We start from the raw sequence: 19,953 nt of genomic DNA, 5'->3' as shown, positions 1-19,953 counted from the left end.
ACAGCCTACGTATGATAACCGCGTACCGTGTGCCGGAAGGCGAATTCACCGGACAAGTGTGCCGCTACCGGCTTTCCGCCGTTCTTGCGTGCCCGCCCTTGCGCGAGTGCTCATGAAGCTCCGCATAATAACCCTGCTGCCCGATGAGCGACTCATGCGTTCCCTGCTCAGCGATCTCGCCGCTGCGCATCACGATGATCCGGTCCGCGTGCTGAATCGTAGACAGACGGTGAGCAATGACGAGCGTTGTCCGCCCTTCGGACACGACCTGCAGCGCCTGCTGAATAAGCCGTTCGGTGTGAGAATCCAGATTGGCCGTCGCCTCGTCGAGAATGAGGATACGCGGATGATGAACGACGATTCGGGCAAAAGACAGCAACTGCCGCTCGCCTGCCGACAATCCGCTGCCGCGTTCCGACAACAACGTATCGTACCCGTTCTTCAGCCTCATAATCATCGCATGAGCTCCGACAAGCCGGCAGGCTTCGATGGCCTGCTCGCGCGTGACCGTTGCATCAAACAATCTGACGTTGTCGATGATCGATCCGGAATACAAGAACGGCTCTTGCTGGACGAGCCCGACGATCCGGTGCAATTGCTGCTGCGGCAGCCGCCGCACGTCAATGCCGTCAATCGTAATGCTTCCGCTCTGCACATCGTAGAAACGGGCGAGCAAGTTGACGAGCGAGCTTTTACCCGCTCCGGTCGTGCCGACGATGCCGATAAATTCACCCGGCTTCACATGCAGATCAAGCCCGTGAAGGACATTCCGGCCTTCCTGGTAGGCGAATGTGACGCCGCGGAACTCAATCTCCCCTCGAATGTCGGCATGCTTAGGCTGAACCGTTCTATCCGCAGCCGGCTCCTGAACTTCAGGTTCGGTGCTGAATATGCGCCAAAGTCGCTCCACCGACACGAACGTCGATTGAAGCGTGTTCCACTGCTGCGTCATTTGGTTAATCGGCTGAAAGAACTGGCGGATATAATTGATAAAAGCGTACAACACGCCGAACTCCAGCGCATGATCAAGTACGGCCATGCCGCCGAGCCAGACAACGAGCGCGACCGCGACGTTGCCAAGCGTATCGTAGGTCCGGTTGAACGAAACCGAAGTCGTCACTTCCCGGATACTCTCGCGCAAATAGCTGGCGTTGCGGTCTTTGAACCGCCGCATTTGTTCCTTCTCCTGCCGGAATGCTTGCGTAAGGCTCATGCCGGACAAATTTTCCGCCACGAATGCAATGACGCGCGACAACTGCGACCTTGCGCGTTTATACGACTGCTGCAGAGCTCTCCGGAATACGACCGCAATGGCGATAATGACAGGGAACAGGAGCATGCATAGCGCAGCCAGCTTCGCATCGAGCGAGAACATGAACGCCACGACAAGAATCAGCATCAGCCCGTCGCGCACGAGACTGACAAGCACCTGGGTAAAAAACTGGCTGATCGTCTCCGTATCGCTCGACTCGTTCGTCACGAGACTGCCAATATGATGCCGGTCGAAGAAGGACATCGATTGGCCGGTAATATGTTGGAATAAATCGCCGCGCAGCCGGGCCACGATGCTTTGGCCGATTCGCTGAATGAGCACCGACTGCAGATAACCGAATCCGAAGCTGACAACCGCCATCAGCAAATAAATGGAGCCAAGCGTCATTAGACGCCTCATGCCGTGCTGACCGGTCAGCAGTCCGTCGTCGATCGCGATTTTGACCAAATACGGCTGCAGCAAATCGGCCGATATCGCCAGCAATGCGGAGCCGAATACGGCGGCGAACATCCAACGGTGCGGGCGGGCATAGCTTAGAAGCGCCCGAAAAGCAGCGCCTCGGCTCGGGGCGGCATTGCCCTTCGCTTCTCCGTCCGGCTTAGCGTCTTGCGGCGGCTGGCTGCTGGTCTGCTGCCGGCCCTTCCCCGGTTCGCTCTGTTTGCTGCTCTCCTTCGCCATCGTCTGCCCCCTCCTCTTGTATCGCCCGCAACGAGGCATATCGGCCGCCTAGTGCCGTAAGCTCATCATGCGTTCCTCTCTCGGCGATTCTTCCTTCTTCCAACACGATGATTTGATCCGCATGCTTCACGGCGCTAATCCGGTGGGCGATAACAATGGTCGTGTGCCCCGCCCGGCCTTCGCGCAACTGCTCGATGATTCGCGTTTCCGTCACGGCATCCACCGCACTGACGCTATCGTCAAGAATGAGCACGGGAGCAGCCTTGAATAGTCCCCGTGCAAGACTTGTTCGTTGACGCTGTCCTCCAGACAGCGTCAATCCCCGCTCGCCAAGCTTCGTATCGAAGCCGTCCGGGAACCCGATGATGCTGTCGTAGACCGCAGCCGATTTTGCCGCTGCTTCCACCCTTTGCCCGGTATCCGTGCGGTCTGCGAACGCAATATTGTCGCGAAGTGTCTCGCTGAACAGAAAGCCGTCCTGCGGAACGTAACCAATCCCCTCCCGCAGACTGGCCAGCGTTGCGGTGCGGATATCCGTGCCGTCGATCGCTATTGTGCCTGCCGGCGGCTCGTAGACACGGAGCAGCAGCTTAGCGAGCGTCGTCTTGCCGCTGCCTGTCCGTCCGACGATGCCAAGCGTCTCTCCTGCCCGGAGCATGAACGAGATGTCCTGCAGCGCCGGCCGCCTCGACTCTGGATAGCTGAACGTGAGCCGTTCGACGATGAGATCTGCTTCTTCGGTCTGCACCTCGACAGCGTCGTCCGCGTCTCTTACATCCGGCGTCTCGCCGAGAAGAGTATTCAATCGGTCCAGCGACGCTCTCGCCTGCTGCATCCGGTTAATGACGGTGCCAAATTGTTGAAGGGGTGTCATAACGACGCGCAAATACAATGTTAGCGCAACGAAAGCCCCTAGGGTGAGATGGCCATGGCTGGCCATATAGCCGCCGTATACTATTGCAACAACGAGCGACAGCGCGCCGGAGAATGGAATAGCCGATTGGAACAACGAAGACGTGCGAACGAGCCGCAGCTGCTTCTGCTTCACACGGTTAACGGATTCGCCGAACCGCTGCTGAGCCGTCCGTTCCGCCGCGAATGTCTTCGTCACGCGTATGCCGCCGAACTGTTCTTCCGCGGACGCGGTCATCCCGGCGATTGCCTCCTGCACTTCATGCGAACGACGCCGAATCATCGGCCCGAAGTAGACAACCATCACCGGAATGGCCAGCATCGGCGCGATACATGCGAGCATCAGTCTTGCCGGGATATCGGACGCTGCCATCATGACGACCGATGTGATGAACAGGAAGGTGGCGTTCGTCAATTGGTTGATTCCGCCGCAGATCGCTTCTCGAATGCTCGATACGTCGCTCAGAACGTAGCTGAGCCATTTGCCCACGCCATGCTTGGCGAAGTACGCCTCGCTCAATCGCGTGAACTGTGCAAACAGTTTCTCCCGAATCTCGGCTTCGAATCTTCTCCCCAGCCGATGGTTCAACAGCTGCCCCACGCCAAACAGCAGACCGTACGCGACGCCGATCACAAGCAGCTCGATGCTGTAAGCCACGACCGAATGCTTCGTCAGACCGCTTTGCTTCAATTCGTCCGTAAAACTGCCGAGCACTCTCGGATAAAAGGCGTAGATCATATTGCCCGCAGCCATAACAGCAACCGCCAGCGTATACAGCCACTTGTTCCGCCGAAAATAAGTGGCTAGCAGCGCAGTTCCTTTCATACACTCCCTCCGTTCATCGTGATGTGGTGTCCGTGTGAAGCTCGACCCTTTACCTTATGATGCGAGGCCGCTGATTAGGTTTCGAGCCATTCGAGAAACTCAATGCGGTTGCCGAAAGGGTCCTGGGTAAAAAATCGTCTGACTCCCTCTTCGGCGCGCACTTCATCGTCAATGATTACAACGTTGTTGTCGGCAAGGTGAACGCGCAGCTGTGCAATGCCGCTCACATGAAAAGCAGGATGCGCTTTCTTCGCCGGCACAAAATCGTTTTGGACGCCTATATGAACCTGATGCGTGCCGCATTGAAACCATACGCCGCCGCGCTTGCGCAAGCTTTCGGGCTTCGGAATTTCCTTCCAGCCTAGCAGCCCGGTGAAAAAGCTTCGCGCCTCCTCCTCGCGGCCTGCTGGTGCAGCTAATTGGACGTGGTCAATGCCATGATAATGGAATGTCATGCAGATGCCCTCCTCATTCGGATCGTTGTTTTACAGATCGTTGGTTTACAGGTCATTGTTTCACCATTCATTGTTTCATTAAGCGAAACACTGTTTCAAAATTACACACTTCCATTTTATAGGTCATACCGTCAGAAAGCTAGTATTATCTCCCTCTTTGTTCGAATTGCCTATCTATCTGCATGGCGGGCAAATGAATTAAGTAACTCCAAAGGTCTCTTCATCCTCCGTTCTCCCACCATTCCAGTCATTAAGAGTCCCCGAAGGTCTCTTACCCGCTCATTCGACCGCTACTTTCGCCTATTGCTGAGCATTAAGAGTCCTTTCTGGGGGCTTAATTGTTGTTACACCACGCGCCAATCAATTAAGTAACTCCAAAGGTCTCTTCATCCGCCGTTCTCCCGCCATTCCAGTCATTAAGAGTCCCCGAAGGTCTCTTATCAGCCGCTGCCCCCCGCCTCTGCCCGCCAATTAAAAAGCGTTTCGCCCGCGCCCCATCCGGCAATCGAATGAGTACGCAATGCGAAACGCTCTATTCCTTTATTCCGATTCCAACCCTGCCGCCGCTTCCATATCCGATGGCAGCAAGCGGAGGTCATGCAAGTAAGAGAGCAGCTGATCCATACTCATCGGGCGGCCGAAATAATAGCCCTGGATAATGGTGCAGCCTGCTTCGTTCAATAGTTTGACCTGGTCCAAGTCCTCGACGCCTTCCGCTACACTGTCGAGCCCGAGCTGCTGCGCCAGCGTGACGATCGTTTTGATGATCGCCCTCTTGGAAGGAATGTGGCTCTGGCTGATGAACATCCGGTCGATTTTGACGGCATCGAGCGGAATACGGTCCAGCGAGCCGAGCGACGAGTAACCCGAGCCGAAGTCGTCCATCGACACTTTGACGCCAAGATCCCGCAGCCGGTTCAATTGTCGGATGACTTCATCCATATCGTGAATGACGATCGTTTCCGTGATTTCGAGCTCCAGCCGCTCCGGCGCCAGTCCGAAGTCGAGCAAGCTCTCTTCGACCATGTCGAATAAGTTCTGGCTGTCGAACAGACGGACCGACGTATTCACCGAGACGGTCAATTGCCCGTATCCCGCCTTCTCCCACTGCATGCAGTCCCAGCACGCTTGACGCAGAACGAAGCGGGACAGCCCGACGATAAGCCCCGTCTCCTCGGCGATAGGAATAAACTCGGCCGGCGACACGAAGCCAAGCTTCGGATGCTTCCATCTGACCAGCGCCTCGAAGCCGACCGGACGAGCGAGCTGCGTATCCCATTTGGGCTGGTAGTGTACGCTGAACTGTCCGCCATATTCCATCGCGCTGCGCAAATCGTTCTCCAACTGCATGCGCCGAAGCTGCCGTTGCTGAATCTCCGGGTTGAACAGCTGGTAGCGGTTCCTCCCGCCGTTCTTCGCTTCGTACAGCGCCGTGTCGGACGTCCGGAGCAGCGCCGCGTGGTCGTTCCCATGCTCCGGATACATCGCAATTCCGATGCTGCAAGACACGAACAGCTCATTGCCGTCAATATAGAACGGCTGGCTGATCCGCGTCAGCAGCCGTTGCGCCAATTGCTCGGCTTTGTCCCGGTCGATGCCTTCCGCAAGCAGCAGAAATTCGTCGCCTCCAATTCGGAATACCATGATCCCGTCATTGGACATGGCGGCTAACCGGCGGCTAGCGTCCAAGACAAGCAGATCGCCTACGTCATGGCCAAGCGTATCGTTAATGGTCTTGAATTGATCAATATCGATGAACAGCACCGCGCCCCTGTCCGTCCGGTGGAGGAACGAGTTGAACCGTCTGCCAAGCTCATACCGGTTCGGCAGTCCGGTTAACTGATCCTGATAAGCCATCCGCTCAAGCACCGTCCGGTCGACATACGTCGCAGCCCAAGATACGGAAAGCAGCACGCCCATCGCCAGCGTAACCGCCCACAACAAATATTGGTTGGCCGAAGCCGACTCCGTCAAAGGACCCTCCGGACCGCACCAGAACGAAACGGACAGCATCCCCGTATAGTGCATGCCGCATACCGCGAGTCCCATCAAGACCGCCGCTGCCCACTTCCACGACTGGATGTACAATCCGCCCAGACCGCCCCGGAACCGGTTGAACAGCAGCAGCGCCGCATAAGAGACTACGATGGCCACAACGACCGACAATCCCCAATAGAACGGGTCGTAGCTCATCTTGCCGCCTGGAATTCGAATAGCTGACATGCCGATGTAGTGCATAGCTGCGATCCCGGCTCCCATGATGATGCCGCCGACCGCAAGCCGTCCGATATGAACATCCTCACGCTGCGTCAAATAAAAAGCGATAAACGAAGATAAAATGCCCGCAAGCATCGATAATGCCGTTGCCCCGACGTTATAGCTAACCGGCGCGTTCAAGTGGAATGCCAGCATGGCGACAAAATGCATCGACCATATCCCGCATCCCATCACGACAGCACCGGCTATGGACCAACCCCACCTGGACTTGCCACGCGCCTGCCAGACGCGCCCAGCCATATTAAGCGCCGAATAAGAAGATAAAATGGCGATAAGTATCGACAACAGTACGACCTCTGCGTTGTAAGTTCCCTGTAATAAAATCATGATGTTTCCTCCGATGCCCTCCGTGTCCGACCCGATAGTTCAGGTAAGATTATACACCTACTTCACCGGAGCTACATCCACATTTTATGACATTATGGCTAATTCGTATGGTACTAAGGTATCAGATCCAGCAGTCTTTGGTATTGATCCGCCGTGAGCAGTCGTTCCATAGCCTCATTCGGATCGCCTGCTGTCCGGATTTCAATAAGCCACCCTGCATCATAAGGCTGTTCGTTCACGGCTTCCGGCGTGGATTGCAAGCTTTGGTTGACCCGAACGACCGCGCCGTCGACCGGGCTGAACAGATCCGACACCGTCTTCACCGACTCGATCGTGCCGACCGGCTGCATCGCCGCCGCAGCCGCGCCGACGGCAGGAAGGTCGACATACACGATATCGCCTAGCAAACACTGCGCATGATCGGTAATCCCAACCCGAATCACGCCGTCGGCTGTCAGCACCGCCCATTCATGCTCCTCCGTATACCGCATTTCCGGTCTTACTTCGCTCATGTTCAACATCCTCCCCGCGTATGCATATACAACAGACTTTGCCGTCCTGCCATTCTTGCTCCTTAATCACTGATATGACGGACCAGCCGCTGATAGCCCTTCCCGATTCCTATCATCATCCGATATAGAATGAGGTGACCCACAATGGCCGTGCGCAAAAGAACGCCCCTCTATCCTCTCTACGCCCGGCATCAAGGTGCGCGGTGCGTAGACTTCGCGGGATGGGAGCTTCCCGTGCAATTCGCAGGCACGCTGAAGGAGCATGATGCTGTCCGGCAAGCCGCCGGGCTGTTCGACGTCTCTCACATGGGCCGCATGATCGTGACGGGACTGTTCGCAGAGACCTATCTGCAGCGTCTCACGACGAATGACATCGGCTCCTTGAAAGACGGCCGCGCCCAATATACGATGCTGTGCAATCCAGCCGGCGGAGTCATTGACGACCTGCTGGTATACCGCCTGACGGCGGATCAATATTTGCTCGTCGTGAATGCGGCGAACACGGCCGCCGATCTGGAATGGCTGCGCGAGCATTTGCTCGGCGATGTCATGCTGGAGGACGTGACCGAAGCGACCGCTTTGCTGGCTCTGCAAGGGCCGAACGCCCTGCAGGTTCTAACTGCTGCCTGCAGTACTGTGACAGCAGACGCAGCCAGTCATGCTGTCACGGAAGACACACCGAACACCGCGAGCGGAAGCCCAGTTGCCGTTCCAGCCAAGTTCATCCGTTCGATTGGCATCGGCACAGGCGCGAGCGCATGCACCGACGGTCCAGCTCAAGCGGCAGCCATTGCGAAGCTCGCTCCGTTCCAATTCCTATACGCCTGCAGCGTATGCGGCGTACCTGCTCTGATCTCCCGCACCGGTTACACCGGCGAGGACGGATTCGAGCTCTATACAACCGCAGGCGATGCACCTGCGCTCTGGTCCGGGCTGTTGCTGGCCGGCGAACAGCTCGACCTGCAGCCTGCCGGACTCGGCGCCCGCGATACGCTCCGGCTGGAGGCGAAGCTGCCGCTGCACGGGCACGAGCTGTCGGAGACGATTACGCCGATCGAAGCGGGACTGCGCGCCTTCGTTAAGTTTGACAAGGGCGACTTCATCGGACGCGGCGCCCTCCTCCGCCAGCTTGACGAAGGTCCGGCCCGACGGCTCGCCGGCATCGAGCTGACGGAGCGCGGCATCCCCCGCGCGGGCTGCGCTGTCTTTAAGGACGGCGCTCCGGCGGGCTTCGTCGCCTCCGGCACGCATTCGCCCACGCTGCGTCGCAACATCGGCCTGGCGCTGCTGGACGCAAGCTGCAGCGCCATCGGCACGGAGCTTACGGTCGACGTACGCGGAACGCTGCTGCGGGCGGTCGTCGTCCCGACGCCGTTCTACAGCCGGTCCCGCCCATCAACCGACGGAAGGTGATTGCCATGCAATACTCGCATCGTTATATCCCGATGACCGGGCAGGACGAGGCCGAAATGCTGCAAGCGATCGGCGTTGCCGATATCCAAGAGCTGTTCCGCGACATACCGGACTCGCTGCGGTATAACGGCGAACTCCCGGTCTCAGCGCCGCTCAATGAGCCCTCGTTATGGGCTCACCTGCAGGAGTTAGCCGCTCGCAATACGGCTGCCTCCCAATACGCCAGCTTTCTCGGCGCCGGCATATATGATCACTACATTCCGGCCGTAATCGGCCATCTTATATCCCGCTCCGAATTTTATACCGCCTATACGCCCTATCAGCCGGAAATCAGCCAAGGCGAGCTGCAGGCCATATTCGAGTTTCAATCGTATATATGCGAGTTGACGGGGATGTCTGTCGCCAACGCGAGCATGTACGACGGCTCGACGGCGCTCGCGGAAGCGGGTCTTCTCGCAGCCGGCGCAACGAAGCGCAGCCAACTCGCCGTCTCCCGCGGCGTCCATCCCGAGACGCGGGCGGTCATCCAGACGATGGCGCGCGGGCTTGGCATCGAAGTCTCGGAAGTGCCTTGCTCCGCCGCGGGTACGACCGATCACGCCCTGCTAGAGCAGGCGGTCAACGACCGGACAGCTGCCGTCATCGTCCAGTCGCCGAACTTCTTCGGCTGCATTGAGGATATTGCCGCGATGCAGCCGATAGCTCATGCTAGCGGCAGCCTGCTGGCCGTCAGCGTTAATCCGCTGTCGCTCGGCCTCCTGCAGCCGCCTGGCAAGCTCGGGGCTGACATCGTCGTCGGCGACGCCCAGCCGCTAGGCATCCCGCAGTCGTTCGGCGGGCCGACCTGCGGCTTCTTCGCCGTATCCGAGCCGCTCATGCGCCGCATGCCCGGCCGAATCGTCGGCCAGACGGTCGACCGAAGCGGCAAACGCGGCTTCGTGCTCACGCTTCAGGCCCGGGAGCAGCATATCCGGCGGGAGAAGGCGACGTCCAACATTTGTTCGAACCAAGCGCTTCTTGCCTTGTGCGCCGCCATCTACTTGTCCGTCATGGGCAAGCAGGGCCTACGGGAAACAGCACTGCTCAATATGCGCAAGGCGCACTATGCAGCGGACGCCATCGCTGCGCTTCCCGGCTATAGCACACCGTCAGCCGCTCCCTTCTTCAACGAATTTATGATCAAGCTGCCGGACTCGGTTTCCTGTTCAGACCTGAACCGGAGGCTGATGGCCGATAACATCATCGGCGGCTACGATATGGGCAGATCGTATCCCGAGCTTGCAGGCCACATGCTCCTGGCCATTACGGAGAAACGCTCGCGCTCCGATATCGACCGATTGGTCGCACGACTGGGGGAATTCCAATGACAACGAACCGTATACCGCCCCTTCCGGACGTTGACATGCCCTTCATCTTCGACTTAAGCCGGCCCGGCCGGATCGCCTGTTCCTTGCCGGCTTGTGATGTGCCAGAGCTGGCGCCGGAAGAGCGCATTCCAGCAGCGCTGCTTCGCACGGAACCAGCCTCCCTCCCCGAGGTATACGAGGTCGATGTCGTCCGCCACTATACCGCCTTATCGCGCCGCAACTTCGGCGTCGATAACGGCTTCTACCCGCTCGGCTCATGCACGATGAAATACAATCCGAAGCTGAACGAGGATGCGGCCAAGCTTCCCGGCTTCAGCGGCATTCATCCTTATCAGCAAGAAGATACCGTACAAGGCGCATTAGAGCTGCTCTACACGCTGCAGAACGACTTAGCCGCCATAACTGGCATGGACCGGATATCGCTGCAGCCAGCAGCTGGCGCTCATGGCGAATGGACCGGGCTGATGATGATTCGCGCCTATCATGAAAGCCGGGGCGAGCAGCGGACGAAAGTGCTTGTGCCGGATTCATCGCACGGCACGAACCCGGCAAGCGCTTCGGCTGCCGGGTATACGACCGTCACGCTGAAATCCGACGCGCGCGGCTTGGTCGATCTTGATGCGCTGCGCGCAGCGGTTGGTCCCGATACCGCCGCGCTTATGCTCACGAACCCGAACACGCTCGGCCTGTTCGAGGAGCATATTGCGGAAATAGCCGCCATCGTTCACGAGGCTGGCGGCCTGCTCTATTACGACGGAGCGAACGCCAACGCGATCATGGGCATCGCCCGCCCTGGCGACATGGGCTTCGATGTCGTGCACCTCAACCTGCACAAGACGATGAGCACGCCGCACGGCGGAGGCGGTCCAGGCGCCGGTCCCGTCGGCGTGAAATTGCTGCTCGAGTCTTTTCTCCCCGCACCGCTCATCAGCCAGCGAGCGGACGGGACATACTTCTTCGATGACGAGCGTCCCCATTCGATTGGCCGTGTTAAGCCGTTTCACGGCAACTTCGGCATTTTGCTTCGCGCCTATGCCTATATCCGCTCCTATGGCCCGTCTGGCCTGCGCCGCGTGTCGGAATGCGCCGTGCTGAACGCCAATTATATGCTCAGCAGACTGTCCGCCGCTTACGACGTGCCTTATCCTCGCATCTGCAAGCATGAATTCGTCTTGTCCGGCACGAGGCAAAAAGCGTTCGGAATCCGCACGCTCGACATCGCCAAACGGCTGCTCGACTTCGGCTTTCATCCTCCAACCGTCTACTTCCCCCTTATCGTAGAGGAAAGTATTATGATTGAGCCCACGGAGACCGAGAGCAAAGAAACGTTAGACCGGTTCATTGATGTGATGCTGCGTATCGCGTGGGAAGCCGAGCATGAGCCGGATACCGTGCTGCAGGCGCCAAGCCGAACGGAAACCGCCAGATTGGACGAAACGCTTGCCGCGCGCAAGCCTGTTCTCCATTGCGATTGCGGATAACGAATCATTTTTAGACAAAACTTTAGCGCCTTTATGGAAGCTTTCGAATATAATCAACCTATCCGTTTTCATTGGAAAAGTATGGTCGTTCGATCAGTCATTGCATCCATTCACAACCTGCTAGCAATACCGTCATTATATTCGAGTTGTATTTAGTCTCGTGAATCGATAAACTTATTACTTGGTTAACATATGATGACGGATAGATCGGAGTGGGGTCGGGTTGAGTCGGAATTGGAGCAAATGGCTGTTGAGTCCGTTCTTCGTATTCACAATATTTATTATCATTAAGTTCTATATGTCATGGGGGGTCATTTACGATACGGTATTCAGTTGGAAGCCTCTTCTAACGGAACTGCCGATCGTGTGGGCGATCTTCGCCATTATTGAACTGCTGGCTTCCAAACGAAAGTTGGGCATATATTTAGCCGTCAACTTGTTGTTAACGGGCGTTTACTTTGCAGTCATTATGTATTACAAATATTTTGGCATCATCGTCACGTATCACGCCTTAGCTCAGGTCGGTCAGGTCGGCGAAGTGAAGGGCAGCGTATTCCAGTTGATGCACGCGTCGTTCCTGCTCATCTTCATCGATCTTGTCTTGATCGGCCTGATGCTGACGTTCAGCCGCAAATCGCGCGTCTGGAACAAGATCGCGGGCGTCCAAGCATCTCGTCCGATCGCGGCAGGCCTGCTTGTCGTCGCAGCCGCCGCATCCGTCTTTACGATCGTGAAGCACGAGGGCGTCATCAACGAGGTGCGCCAGACGGAAGAGATGGGCATTATTAATTATGAGCTGTACAAAATCGTATCGACATCCGATATGGAACGGACCGTCGGTTCAACCGAAGTAACTCGCCAAACGATCGATTCGCTCAAAGGAATCGATACGACCGCCGAGCCGCGTCTCTTCGCCGCAGCGAAAGGCCGGAACGTCATCGTTATTCAGCTCGAAGCGTTCCAAAACTTTTTGATCGACTTAAACGTCGAAGGACAAGAAGTAACGCCGAACTTGAACAAGTTGAAAAAAGAAGCCGTTTATTTCAACCATATGTTCCAAATGGCCGGACAGGGCAACACATCGGATGCCGAGTTTCTGACGAACACTTCGTTCTACGTGCCGCCTGTTGGCGCTGCGACCGATGAATACGTCGATTATTCGCTTCCTTCGCTGCCGAAATATTTTAAGGACGCCGGTTATTTGACCGCAACGTTCCATACGAACGACGTCAAGTTCTGGAACCGCGATAAGCTGTATCAAGCGCTCGGCTTCGATTATTATTACGACAAGAGCTGGTACGGCACCGAAGATACGATCGCTTTCGGTTCGTCGGATAAGATTCTATACGATAAGGCGGTACAAGAGATTGCCGAGATCAACCGGACAGGGAAGCCGGTGTATGCGAACATGATCTCCATGTCGTCGCATCATCCGTTCAATTTCTTGCCGGAATCGATGCCTAAGCTGCCGCTGCCTGCACAATATGAGGACACATTCGCAGGCGACTACATTCAGTCGCAGCATTACACCGACGAGGCGCTTGGCCTTCTGATCAGCAAGCTGAAGGAATACGGCATTTGGGACAACACGATGCTCGTTATTTACGGCGACCACATGGGACTGCCGATTTATTCGCTGGACAATACAGACCGCGAGCTGCTGCAATCGGTTCTAGGACGGAAATATTCGTATACGGATATGCTTAACATTCCGCTGTTCGTCGTCGCACCAGGCGCGCTAACTCCAGAAGTCAGCCCGCAGACGGCAGGACAGATCGACATTTTGCCGACCATCGCCAATCTGGCTGGTCTACCGATTCGGGATCAGATTTATTTTGGCCAGGATCTGCTCAATCATTCGGCGAACCTGCTTCCAGAGCGGTACTATCTGCCTTCAGGCTCGTTCATTAACGATAAGAGCATTTTCGTGCCGGGCGAGCAGTTTAAGGATGGTATCGTCTACCCGCTGCCGGGCGATCCGCAGCAGGCGCCATATCCGCCGAAGGCCGATTTCGACCGTGCCCTCGAATTGCTTAAATTGTCTAACAGCTACGTGAAGTCGCTCCCTTCCGTTGCGAACGATGCGAAAGCACAGCCAGGAGCGAACCGCACCGCAACCGCAATACCGAAATAAAGGAGATGAATTGCAATATGCCAGTATGGGCTAAACGGCTGGACCGGGAGAAGCTTGCTTCTCTCGCGCCGCTGTTGTTGATGCTTGTCTTCCCTGTCCTCGGCTACTTATATAAAATGTTTAATCAGCCAACCGTCGAAGTTCATAGTCTCGTGACTTCTTTCGACCGGTCCACTCCGTTCGTGAAGGGATTCTTCCTTCCCTACTCGGTTTGGATCATCTACATTTACATTTGTCTTATTTATTTCTTCATCAAAGACCGTACATCGTATTACCGCGGCATTCTGATGTACACGCTGTGCGCCCTGAGCTGTTACATGATTTACTCGGTGTTCCAGACCACGGTTCCGCGTCCGGACATCGTCGGCAGCGACGTGTTCTCGCAGCTTGCCCGCTACGTCTATGAGCGGGACAAACCGTTCAACTGTTTCCCGAGCATTCACTGCTTCTCCAGCTACTTGATGATGCGGCTGCTTGCCGTAAGTCCTGCACGCAATAAGCTGAATCGGGTGCTCATCTACGGTATGTCGACGACGATCATCGCGTCCACGCTGCTTGTGAAACAGCATGTGGTATGGGATGTCGTCGGCGCGATCACGCTCGTTGAAGTGATGTATTTGCTTGTTATCGTTCTCCTGCCTCGCACGATCGGCATGAGACAGACGCAGCGCGGAGTGGATGCTTAACTCGGCAGTATCACGGCAATCTTTAACATTCATTGGGCTGTCCCCAAAATTTGGGGACGGCTCTTTTTATTTTAAATGTTCTGCTCAGGGCAACTGCGCAGGCGAATGTTCTTACGATCGCTGTTGTGCCCGGATTGTTTTGAACTTGTAATACCGCCTCAGCGGTACAATCCGGGCACAAAGGCGACCACTTCGTTTCTTCAGAATCATCCGCCTGCTCCGTTGCTCGGCAGTTATTTACACAGTAAACAGAACCAGAAAGAGCGACGCGGACCTGCGTTCACTCAAGGTGTTAACGACACAAATTGTGTCGATACAGCTCTAACCTGCGTTCATTCGTGCCGCTAACGACACAGATCGTGTCGCTACAGCTCCAACCCGCGTTCACTCATGCCGTTAACGACACAGATTGTGTCGCTACAGCTCCAACCCGCGTTCGCTCGAGACGTTAACGACACAGATTGTGTCGCTACAGCTCTAACCTGCGTCCGCTCGTGCCGTTAACGACACAGATTGTGTCGCAACAGCTCCAACCCGCGTTCGCTCGTGCCGCTAACGACACAGATTGTGTCGCTACAGCTCCAACCCGCGTTCGCTCGTGCCGTTAACGACACAGATTGTGTCGCTACAGATCAAATTAAGCCCTGGAAGCTTTGGAGCTACGCAAAGCCACGTTTTTAAGGCACTAAAATTTCAAGAACTGACTGATAGTGTATTCAGGCAGAATGCGAATAGTTGTACGGCACCCAAACTGCCTAGCAACGGAGCAGACGAATGATTCTGGAGGAGCGTCAGCGGTCGCCTTTGTCGCCGGATTGCTACCTATTAGCGATCTTATAAAATCAAAGCAATCCGGCGACAACAGCGATCGTAAGAACATTCGACTGCGCAGTTGCCTCTCAGCAGTTTATCTACAAATCAAAAAAACCTGCACAACTTGTGCAGGCTTGAATATCCGAATTGCTGAAACTTCTATTTCTTCTCAATCAACTTGAAATCGTCATAGTGGAACCCTGGCGCAACGACGCAGGAGACGAACACAGGCTCATCGCCAAGCGGACGCGCTTTCTGCCATACACGGGCAGGAACGAGCGCTTGCGGCTTCTGTCCGTTCGCCACGTCGGCGCCAACGATAATTTCCGTCTCCGTTCCTGGCTTATCGCCGTCTCCGCCGAGCGTCAGGAGCAGCGGGGAACCGGAATGCCACAGCCATAGCTCGTCCGACAATACCGTATGCCAAGCCGACTCTTCGCCCGGATGAAGTACGAAATAGATCGAGGTCGCCGAGAAACGCGGACCCGAATATTCGCCGCCTAGCGTCTCTTGCGGAATCGTAAACGACGCTTTCCACAGTTCTTTATACCAACCGCCTTCCACATGCGGCTCCAATCCCAGCTTCTCTACGAGAGGCGACAGTTCTCTCGTTGCTACCATCGTATTACTCATATTCCCCATCACCTATCCATTCGTCTCTATATACACAACAGCTACTAGTGTAGTCCGAATGTTTAATGATGTAAATGGATGATTATTAGCAGCCGGCAACGGCGGTTCATTCCGATTCGGATTCTGGTTCCGCCCCGGATTCCGAATCGGTCCCGGTATCGTGAAATGGCTCCAGCAGCTCCAACTGATCCGCAAGCTGTCCTGTAACCACCCTTTCGATGGCCGAAACGCTGGTGCGCGCGGAATCGTTCGTTTTGTAACGCCAGTCGACTTCCTTGTCCCATATCGAGCTTGCTGCCGTATCGAGCGGCGTTAACCGAATCGGGGTCAGCTTATCATACCATTTCGATAATTCAAGCGAATCGAGGTATCCCTGTTCCCGGTGCAGTTGATATTGAATATAGCTCCAAGCGGCTTCTTTGTTCTTGCTTTGCTTCGGAATCGCGCATATATAGCCGTTAATAATTCCGTATTGATTGAAAGGAAGGCGCGTCTTGCGCCACTGATCGGCCGTCTCCGGTGCCCATTGCTGGATACGGCTGTCTGCCCACTCCCCGCTGATGAACATCATCAACTCTCCGCTTCGAAGGGCCGACTGTCCTAATGCGTCCCATATGGAAGCCCCTAGCGGAAGCTTCGAGGCATAAGCCTCTTTCGCGAGGTTCATAGCCGTTATGAAGCCGCTGTTGTTGCGTGCATAAGTGCCGTCCGCATTAAAGAAGCCGTTAGACAACGTATAGGCGAGATAGGCCTCCGCCGGAGTCTGCATAATTCGTTCGCCGTGAGCAGCCAGTTCCTTCGCCATCGTCATCCATCGTTCCGGACTTTCCATATAAGCGCCTAACTCCTCCGGGTCATCCGGAAAGCCGTACTTCTTCATTAAATCCGCCCGGTAGAAGGTGACCCCAGCTTGTAAAATATGCGGCATAAACACCAACTTCGTTCCATCCAATGAACGAAATCGGTCCATATTCAATTTGGGAAAATAAACGTCCGCAGAGAACAACGCATTATACGGCGGCTTCGACAGATCCTCGAAGGTGTCATAATTCATTAGATCCTGAATGAGTCTGTAATCGAATTCAATTAAGTCGGGCGGATTGTTACTGTCGAGCGCCGCAAGAATCTCGTCCACTGAACCGCTAACGTTGCGCTGCCATTCCAGATTGGCATGCTTCACGTTCCTGAATTCGTTAGCGATGTATTCTTCGTGATCGTACGAGGTCAGAATCCGAATCGACGGTATGCCGTCCGCTCCGCCCTTATCCTCATGATCGTAAGCAAGCTGTCCGTCCGCAGGCGCCTCGCCGGTGCTGCAGCCCTGCAAGAGAAAGAGAAGCGACAACAGCGCCGGCATTATCCATTTCGTCCGCATCACACCGATCCCCCCTCTGCCATTCCACTCGGCTCATGCGTCTTCTGCGGGAACCAGCTGACGATTTCGGATGCCGGCACGGCTTGTCCATAATAATAGCCTTGCTGCAAGCGGCAGCCGATGTCACTTAGCGCTTGCGATTCTCCTATCGTCTCGACTCCTTCTGCCACGACGAGCCAATTGCGGGATTTGGACAACAGCATCATCGTCTCGATAATGGACAACTTGTCCGAATCCGTATGAAGTCCCTTTACGAATGTACGGTCAATCTTGAAGCCGTCAACCGGCAGCCGATTTAACATCCCTAGCGAAGAATATCCGGTACCGAAATCGTCGATCCAGACTTTCATGCCATGCCGCTTCAAACGATGCAGCTCCGCAATGACGCGTTCCGGCTGCTTCGCGAATACTTCCTCTGTGATTTCGACTTCCAGCAGGGCCGGTGGTGTTCCAGTCTCTTCCAGCAACTTCTCCAGGTAGCCGACGATGCCGTGCAACTGAATTTGTGTCGGCGACAAATTAATGGCCACCGGCACGGGCTCGTATCCCTGATCGAGCCAATCCTTCAACTGGCGGCAAGCCGCACTAGCCACCCACTCGCCGATCGGCTTCAGCAGTCCGCAGCTTTCGGCAATCGGGATGAAGCTTGCAGGCGAGACAAAGCCGAACTCTGGATGGAACCAACGAAGCAATGCCTCGATCGAGACGAGTTTCTCTCCGGCTTTGTCATAGATCGGCATATAGTACAGCTGCAGCTGCTGGCGGTCCACCGCTTTGCGCAGTTCGAACTCCAACCGCATCTGCTTCGACAGATCGGTATCCGGCGGCGAATAGAAACGGTAGCCGCACCCTCCGGCGCCTTTGGCTTCGTACATGGCGAAGTCCGCATTCTTGACGATCGTCTCCGCATCTTTGCCACTGATCGTCGACGAGCTGATCCCCATGCTAAGCGTGACGTATAATTCCTCATTTCCGATCTGGAAAGGCAACTCCATAATATCGAGCAGTTCGTCGGCAACTTCCCTCACGGTGTTGCGTCCCTGCACCGAGATCAGTACGAATTCATCTCCGCCAAGCCGGGCGATAAAAGCACGGTCGCCCACCGTTCGGATAAGCCGGTAAGAAACTTGCTGTAGCAGCAAATCGCCTACTGCATGCCCAAGCGTGTCGTTAATATGCTTGAACCGGTCGAGGTCGATGAAGACAACGTGAACGTCCTGATCCCGGTACGCCTCGTCCAGCGTACTCTGCAAATGCTCGTTGAAATGGCGTCTGTTCGGAAGGCCCGTCAAGGTATCGAAGTACGCTTGTTCCCTGGATTCCATGAACATCGCCCCGAGCTTCTCGGTCACGACACGGAAGTTGCCGACCAGCGAATTGATCTCCTCCAGCTTCGATTGCGGCCACTCCGGCGCGATCCCCGCCTTCACCTTATCCGGAATGCCTTCCGAGACGACGGTCAGTCTGCGAATCCCCGAGACGAAGAAGCGGTAAATAAGGAGCGCGAACATAGCGACAATAGCCGTAACATATAAGCAGCTCATCATCTGAGCGTTATAGACGCTGTATACTTCATTGCGGTAAGTATCGAGCGGTACCCGAACGAATAAATCGAACGTGCCGAGAGGAATCGGATAGATAAACGACATCTGCTTCCACTGCGAACCAGACTGCTCTCTGCCCGAGTTGCTTTCCATCGTCGGGCTCCACATTTTGCGTTCGGCGAAATACCCCTGCCAGTTGTTGACTTCAAGCCATTCCGGCATTTCCTCCGTTCCAACGGCGGTATGAAGCAATTCCGCTCCGCCGGGGAGCACAAGAACCGCTTCATAAGGATCGGACGCCAGAACATTATGCAGAAGACGCTTCATCTTCGCCTGTTCTAAGTAGCCGTTCAACCGGATTCCCCGCTGATCGGCAGGCGACATAAGCTTGACCGCATTTTGGACCGACTGGGTAGCCATGTCCGCTTTATTGTTAATTTCGCGCATAATCGTCTGCTGAAAGCTCTGTCCTCCGCTCACGATGAACAAAATGGAGGAACCAAGCATCGCAAATATCGTGATATGGACGAGCGCTTGCGAGAAACGAAGCGGACGGCTGCCGAGCACGCGTCCGTGTCCGAATATTCCAGGAGGCAAATAACTGGCGATCAGCTCCGCAATCAACGCATTACACAATCCGCCCGAAATCATCGTATAAGCAAAGAACAATGTCTCTTGGCTAAAAATACCGGCGTCCGCATTGGTTACATAATGGATCGGAGTGCCGAGCAGCAGCCAGTAAACGGCTCCGCCGCCGATCAATCCGAGCCGCGGCCAGCGCGAAGCAAGCGTAATAACGGAAATCACTTCCAACGTAAGCGACCCTAACGCAAGGGTTGGCTCATGAAAGACCATCAGCAGTCCGTGAACAGCGGCTAATAGGAGCATGCCAGCACGCCAGCCGAACCACGAGGCGGCAAGAAACAGCAGCGCCGAACCAAGCGAGAAGCTGATACCGAAAAACAGCTGAATAGGAAACGAATATGATACATAGGCCATAAGCCCTAGCGCCAGATAAAGGATGGTTGTCCATAATGACTTAAATACACGTATTTGATTGTTCATACTCGCTCCCCTTCTTGCTTCGCCGGTTGCCGAAAAAACGCTGTCATGAACAACGTTGGATGTATTATACATATGAGCATGAAGTCCTAATTAATTTCATCGGCTGCAAGGGTCGAATTATTCAGTGTTTCAATTGGAACTTCAAAAAACATTTTTGCAAACTTATTATAATTCAAATGTAA

The 19,953-nt window shown here is 55.4% G+C and carries 13 protein-coding genes; 5 read left to right on the top strand and 8 right to left on the bottom strand.

Translation table 11 applies throughout. From position 1 onward, the window contains the following. Positions 1-64 precede the first annotated feature (64 nt). From PKO01S_RS08240 to gcvH, 5 genes are all read right to left on the bottom strand, one after another. Complete coding sequence (locus tag PKO01S_RS08240; protein WP_127530851.1) at positions 65-1,951, bottom strand: ABC transporter ATP-binding protein; 1,887 nt, start codon at positions 1,949-1,951, stop codon at positions 65-67. Beyond that, positions 1,872-3,689: an ABC transporter ATP-binding protein gene (locus PKO01S_RS08235; protein WP_127530850.1), complete on the bottom strand. Its 1,818-nt coding sequence runs from the start codon at positions 3,687-3,689 to the stop codon at positions 1,872-1,874. Before PKO01S_RS08235 ends, PKO01S_RS08240 begins: the two co-directional genes overlap by 80 nt. Positions 3,690-3,763: 74 nt before the next feature. Continuing rightward, positions 3,764-4,144, bottom strand: coding sequence for a VOC family protein (locus tag PKO01S_RS08230; RefSeq protein WP_127530849.1), 381 nt, complete (start codon positions 4,142-4,144; stop codon positions 3,764-3,766). 540 nt (positions 4,145-4,684) lie between these two features. Continuing rightward, positions 4,685-6,748, bottom strand: coding sequence for a putative bifunctional diguanylate cyclase/phosphodiesterase (locus PKO01S_RS08225; protein ID WP_127530848.1), 2,064 nt, complete (start codon positions 6,746-6,748; stop codon positions 4,685-4,687). A 113-nt stretch (positions 6,749-6,861) separates the two neighbouring features. Next, a complete protein-coding gene (gcvH, locus tag PKO01S_RS08220; RefSeq protein WP_127530847.1) occupies positions 6,862-7,260 on the bottom strand; it encodes a glycine cleavage system protein GcvH in 399 nt (132 codons plus the stop codon). Positions 7,261-7,404: 144 nt separating this feature from the next. Between gcvH and PKO01S_RS08215 the strand changes: the two genes are divergently transcribed. The 5 genes from PKO01S_RS08215 (at position 7,405) to PKO01S_RS08195 (ending at position 14,341) form a co-directional block, all read left to right on the top strand. After that, positions 7,405-8,673 carry a glycine cleavage system aminomethyltransferase GcvT gene (locus tag PKO01S_RS08215; protein WP_127530846.1) on the top strand — a complete coding sequence of 423 codons (1,269 nt, stop codon included), beginning with the start codon at positions 7,405-7,407 and terminating at the stop codon, positions 8,671-8,673. Positions 8,674-8,678: 5 nt separating this feature from the next. Continuing rightward, positions 8,679-10,040 (top strand): aminomethyl-transferring glycine dehydrogenase subunit GcvPA, encoded by a 1,362-nt coding sequence (gcvPA, locus tag PKO01S_RS08210; RefSeq protein ID WP_127530845.1) that lies wholly within the window; start codon positions 8,679-8,681, stop codon positions 10,038-10,040. Next, on the top strand, positions 10,037-11,521 hold the full coding sequence (gene gcvPB, locus PKO01S_RS08205) for an aminomethyl-transferring glycine dehydrogenase subunit GcvPB (protein ID WP_281278837.1): 1,485 nt from the start codon (positions 10,037-10,039) through the stop codon (positions 11,519-11,521). The genes gcvPA and gcvPB overlap by 4 nt, the downstream gene beginning before the upstream one ends. A 223-nt stretch (positions 11,522-11,744) precedes the next feature. Beyond that, entirely contained in the window at positions 11,745-13,655 is a 1,911-nt protein-coding gene (locus PKO01S_RS08200) for an LTA synthase family protein (RefSeq protein ID WP_246070488.1), read from the top strand. 17 nt (positions 13,656-13,672) lie between these two features. Beyond that, positions 13,673-14,341: a phosphatase PAP2 family protein gene (locus tag PKO01S_RS08195; protein ID WP_164779532.1), complete on the top strand. Its 669-nt coding sequence runs from the start codon at positions 13,673-13,675 to the stop codon at positions 14,339-14,341. A gap of 972 nt (positions 14,342-15,313) precedes the next feature. Here the strand turns inward: PKO01S_RS08195 and PKO01S_RS08190 are convergent. From PKO01S_RS08190 to PKO01S_RS08180, 3 genes are all read right to left on the bottom strand, one after another. Further along, positions 15,314-15,787, bottom strand: coding sequence for a cupin domain-containing protein (locus PKO01S_RS08190; RefSeq protein WP_127530843.1), 474 nt, complete (start codon positions 15,785-15,787; stop codon positions 15,314-15,316). A 106-nt stretch (positions 15,788-15,893) separates the two neighbouring features. Further along, complete coding sequence (locus tag PKO01S_RS08185; RefSeq protein WP_127530842.1) at positions 15,894-17,162, bottom strand: ABC transporter substrate-binding protein; 1,269 nt, start codon at positions 17,160-17,162, stop codon at positions 15,894-15,896. After that, positions 17,162-19,771: an EAL domain-containing protein gene (locus PKO01S_RS08180; protein WP_164779531.1), complete on the bottom strand. Its 2,610-nt coding sequence runs from the start codon at positions 19,769-19,771 to the stop codon at positions 17,162-17,164. Before PKO01S_RS08180 ends, PKO01S_RS08185 begins: the two co-directional genes overlap by 1 nt. Between the last annotated feature and the right edge of the window lie 182 nt (positions 19,772-19,953).

Origin of the sequence: Paenibacillus kobensis NBRC 15729 (assembly GCF_004000825.1) — a bacterium.
In the GTDB taxonomy this organism is placed as follows: Bacteria; Bacillota; Bacilli; order Paenibacillales; family Paenibacillaceae; genus Paenibacillus_T; species Paenibacillus_T kobensis.
This window is presented reverse-complemented; position numbering and strand designations above follow the sequence as displayed.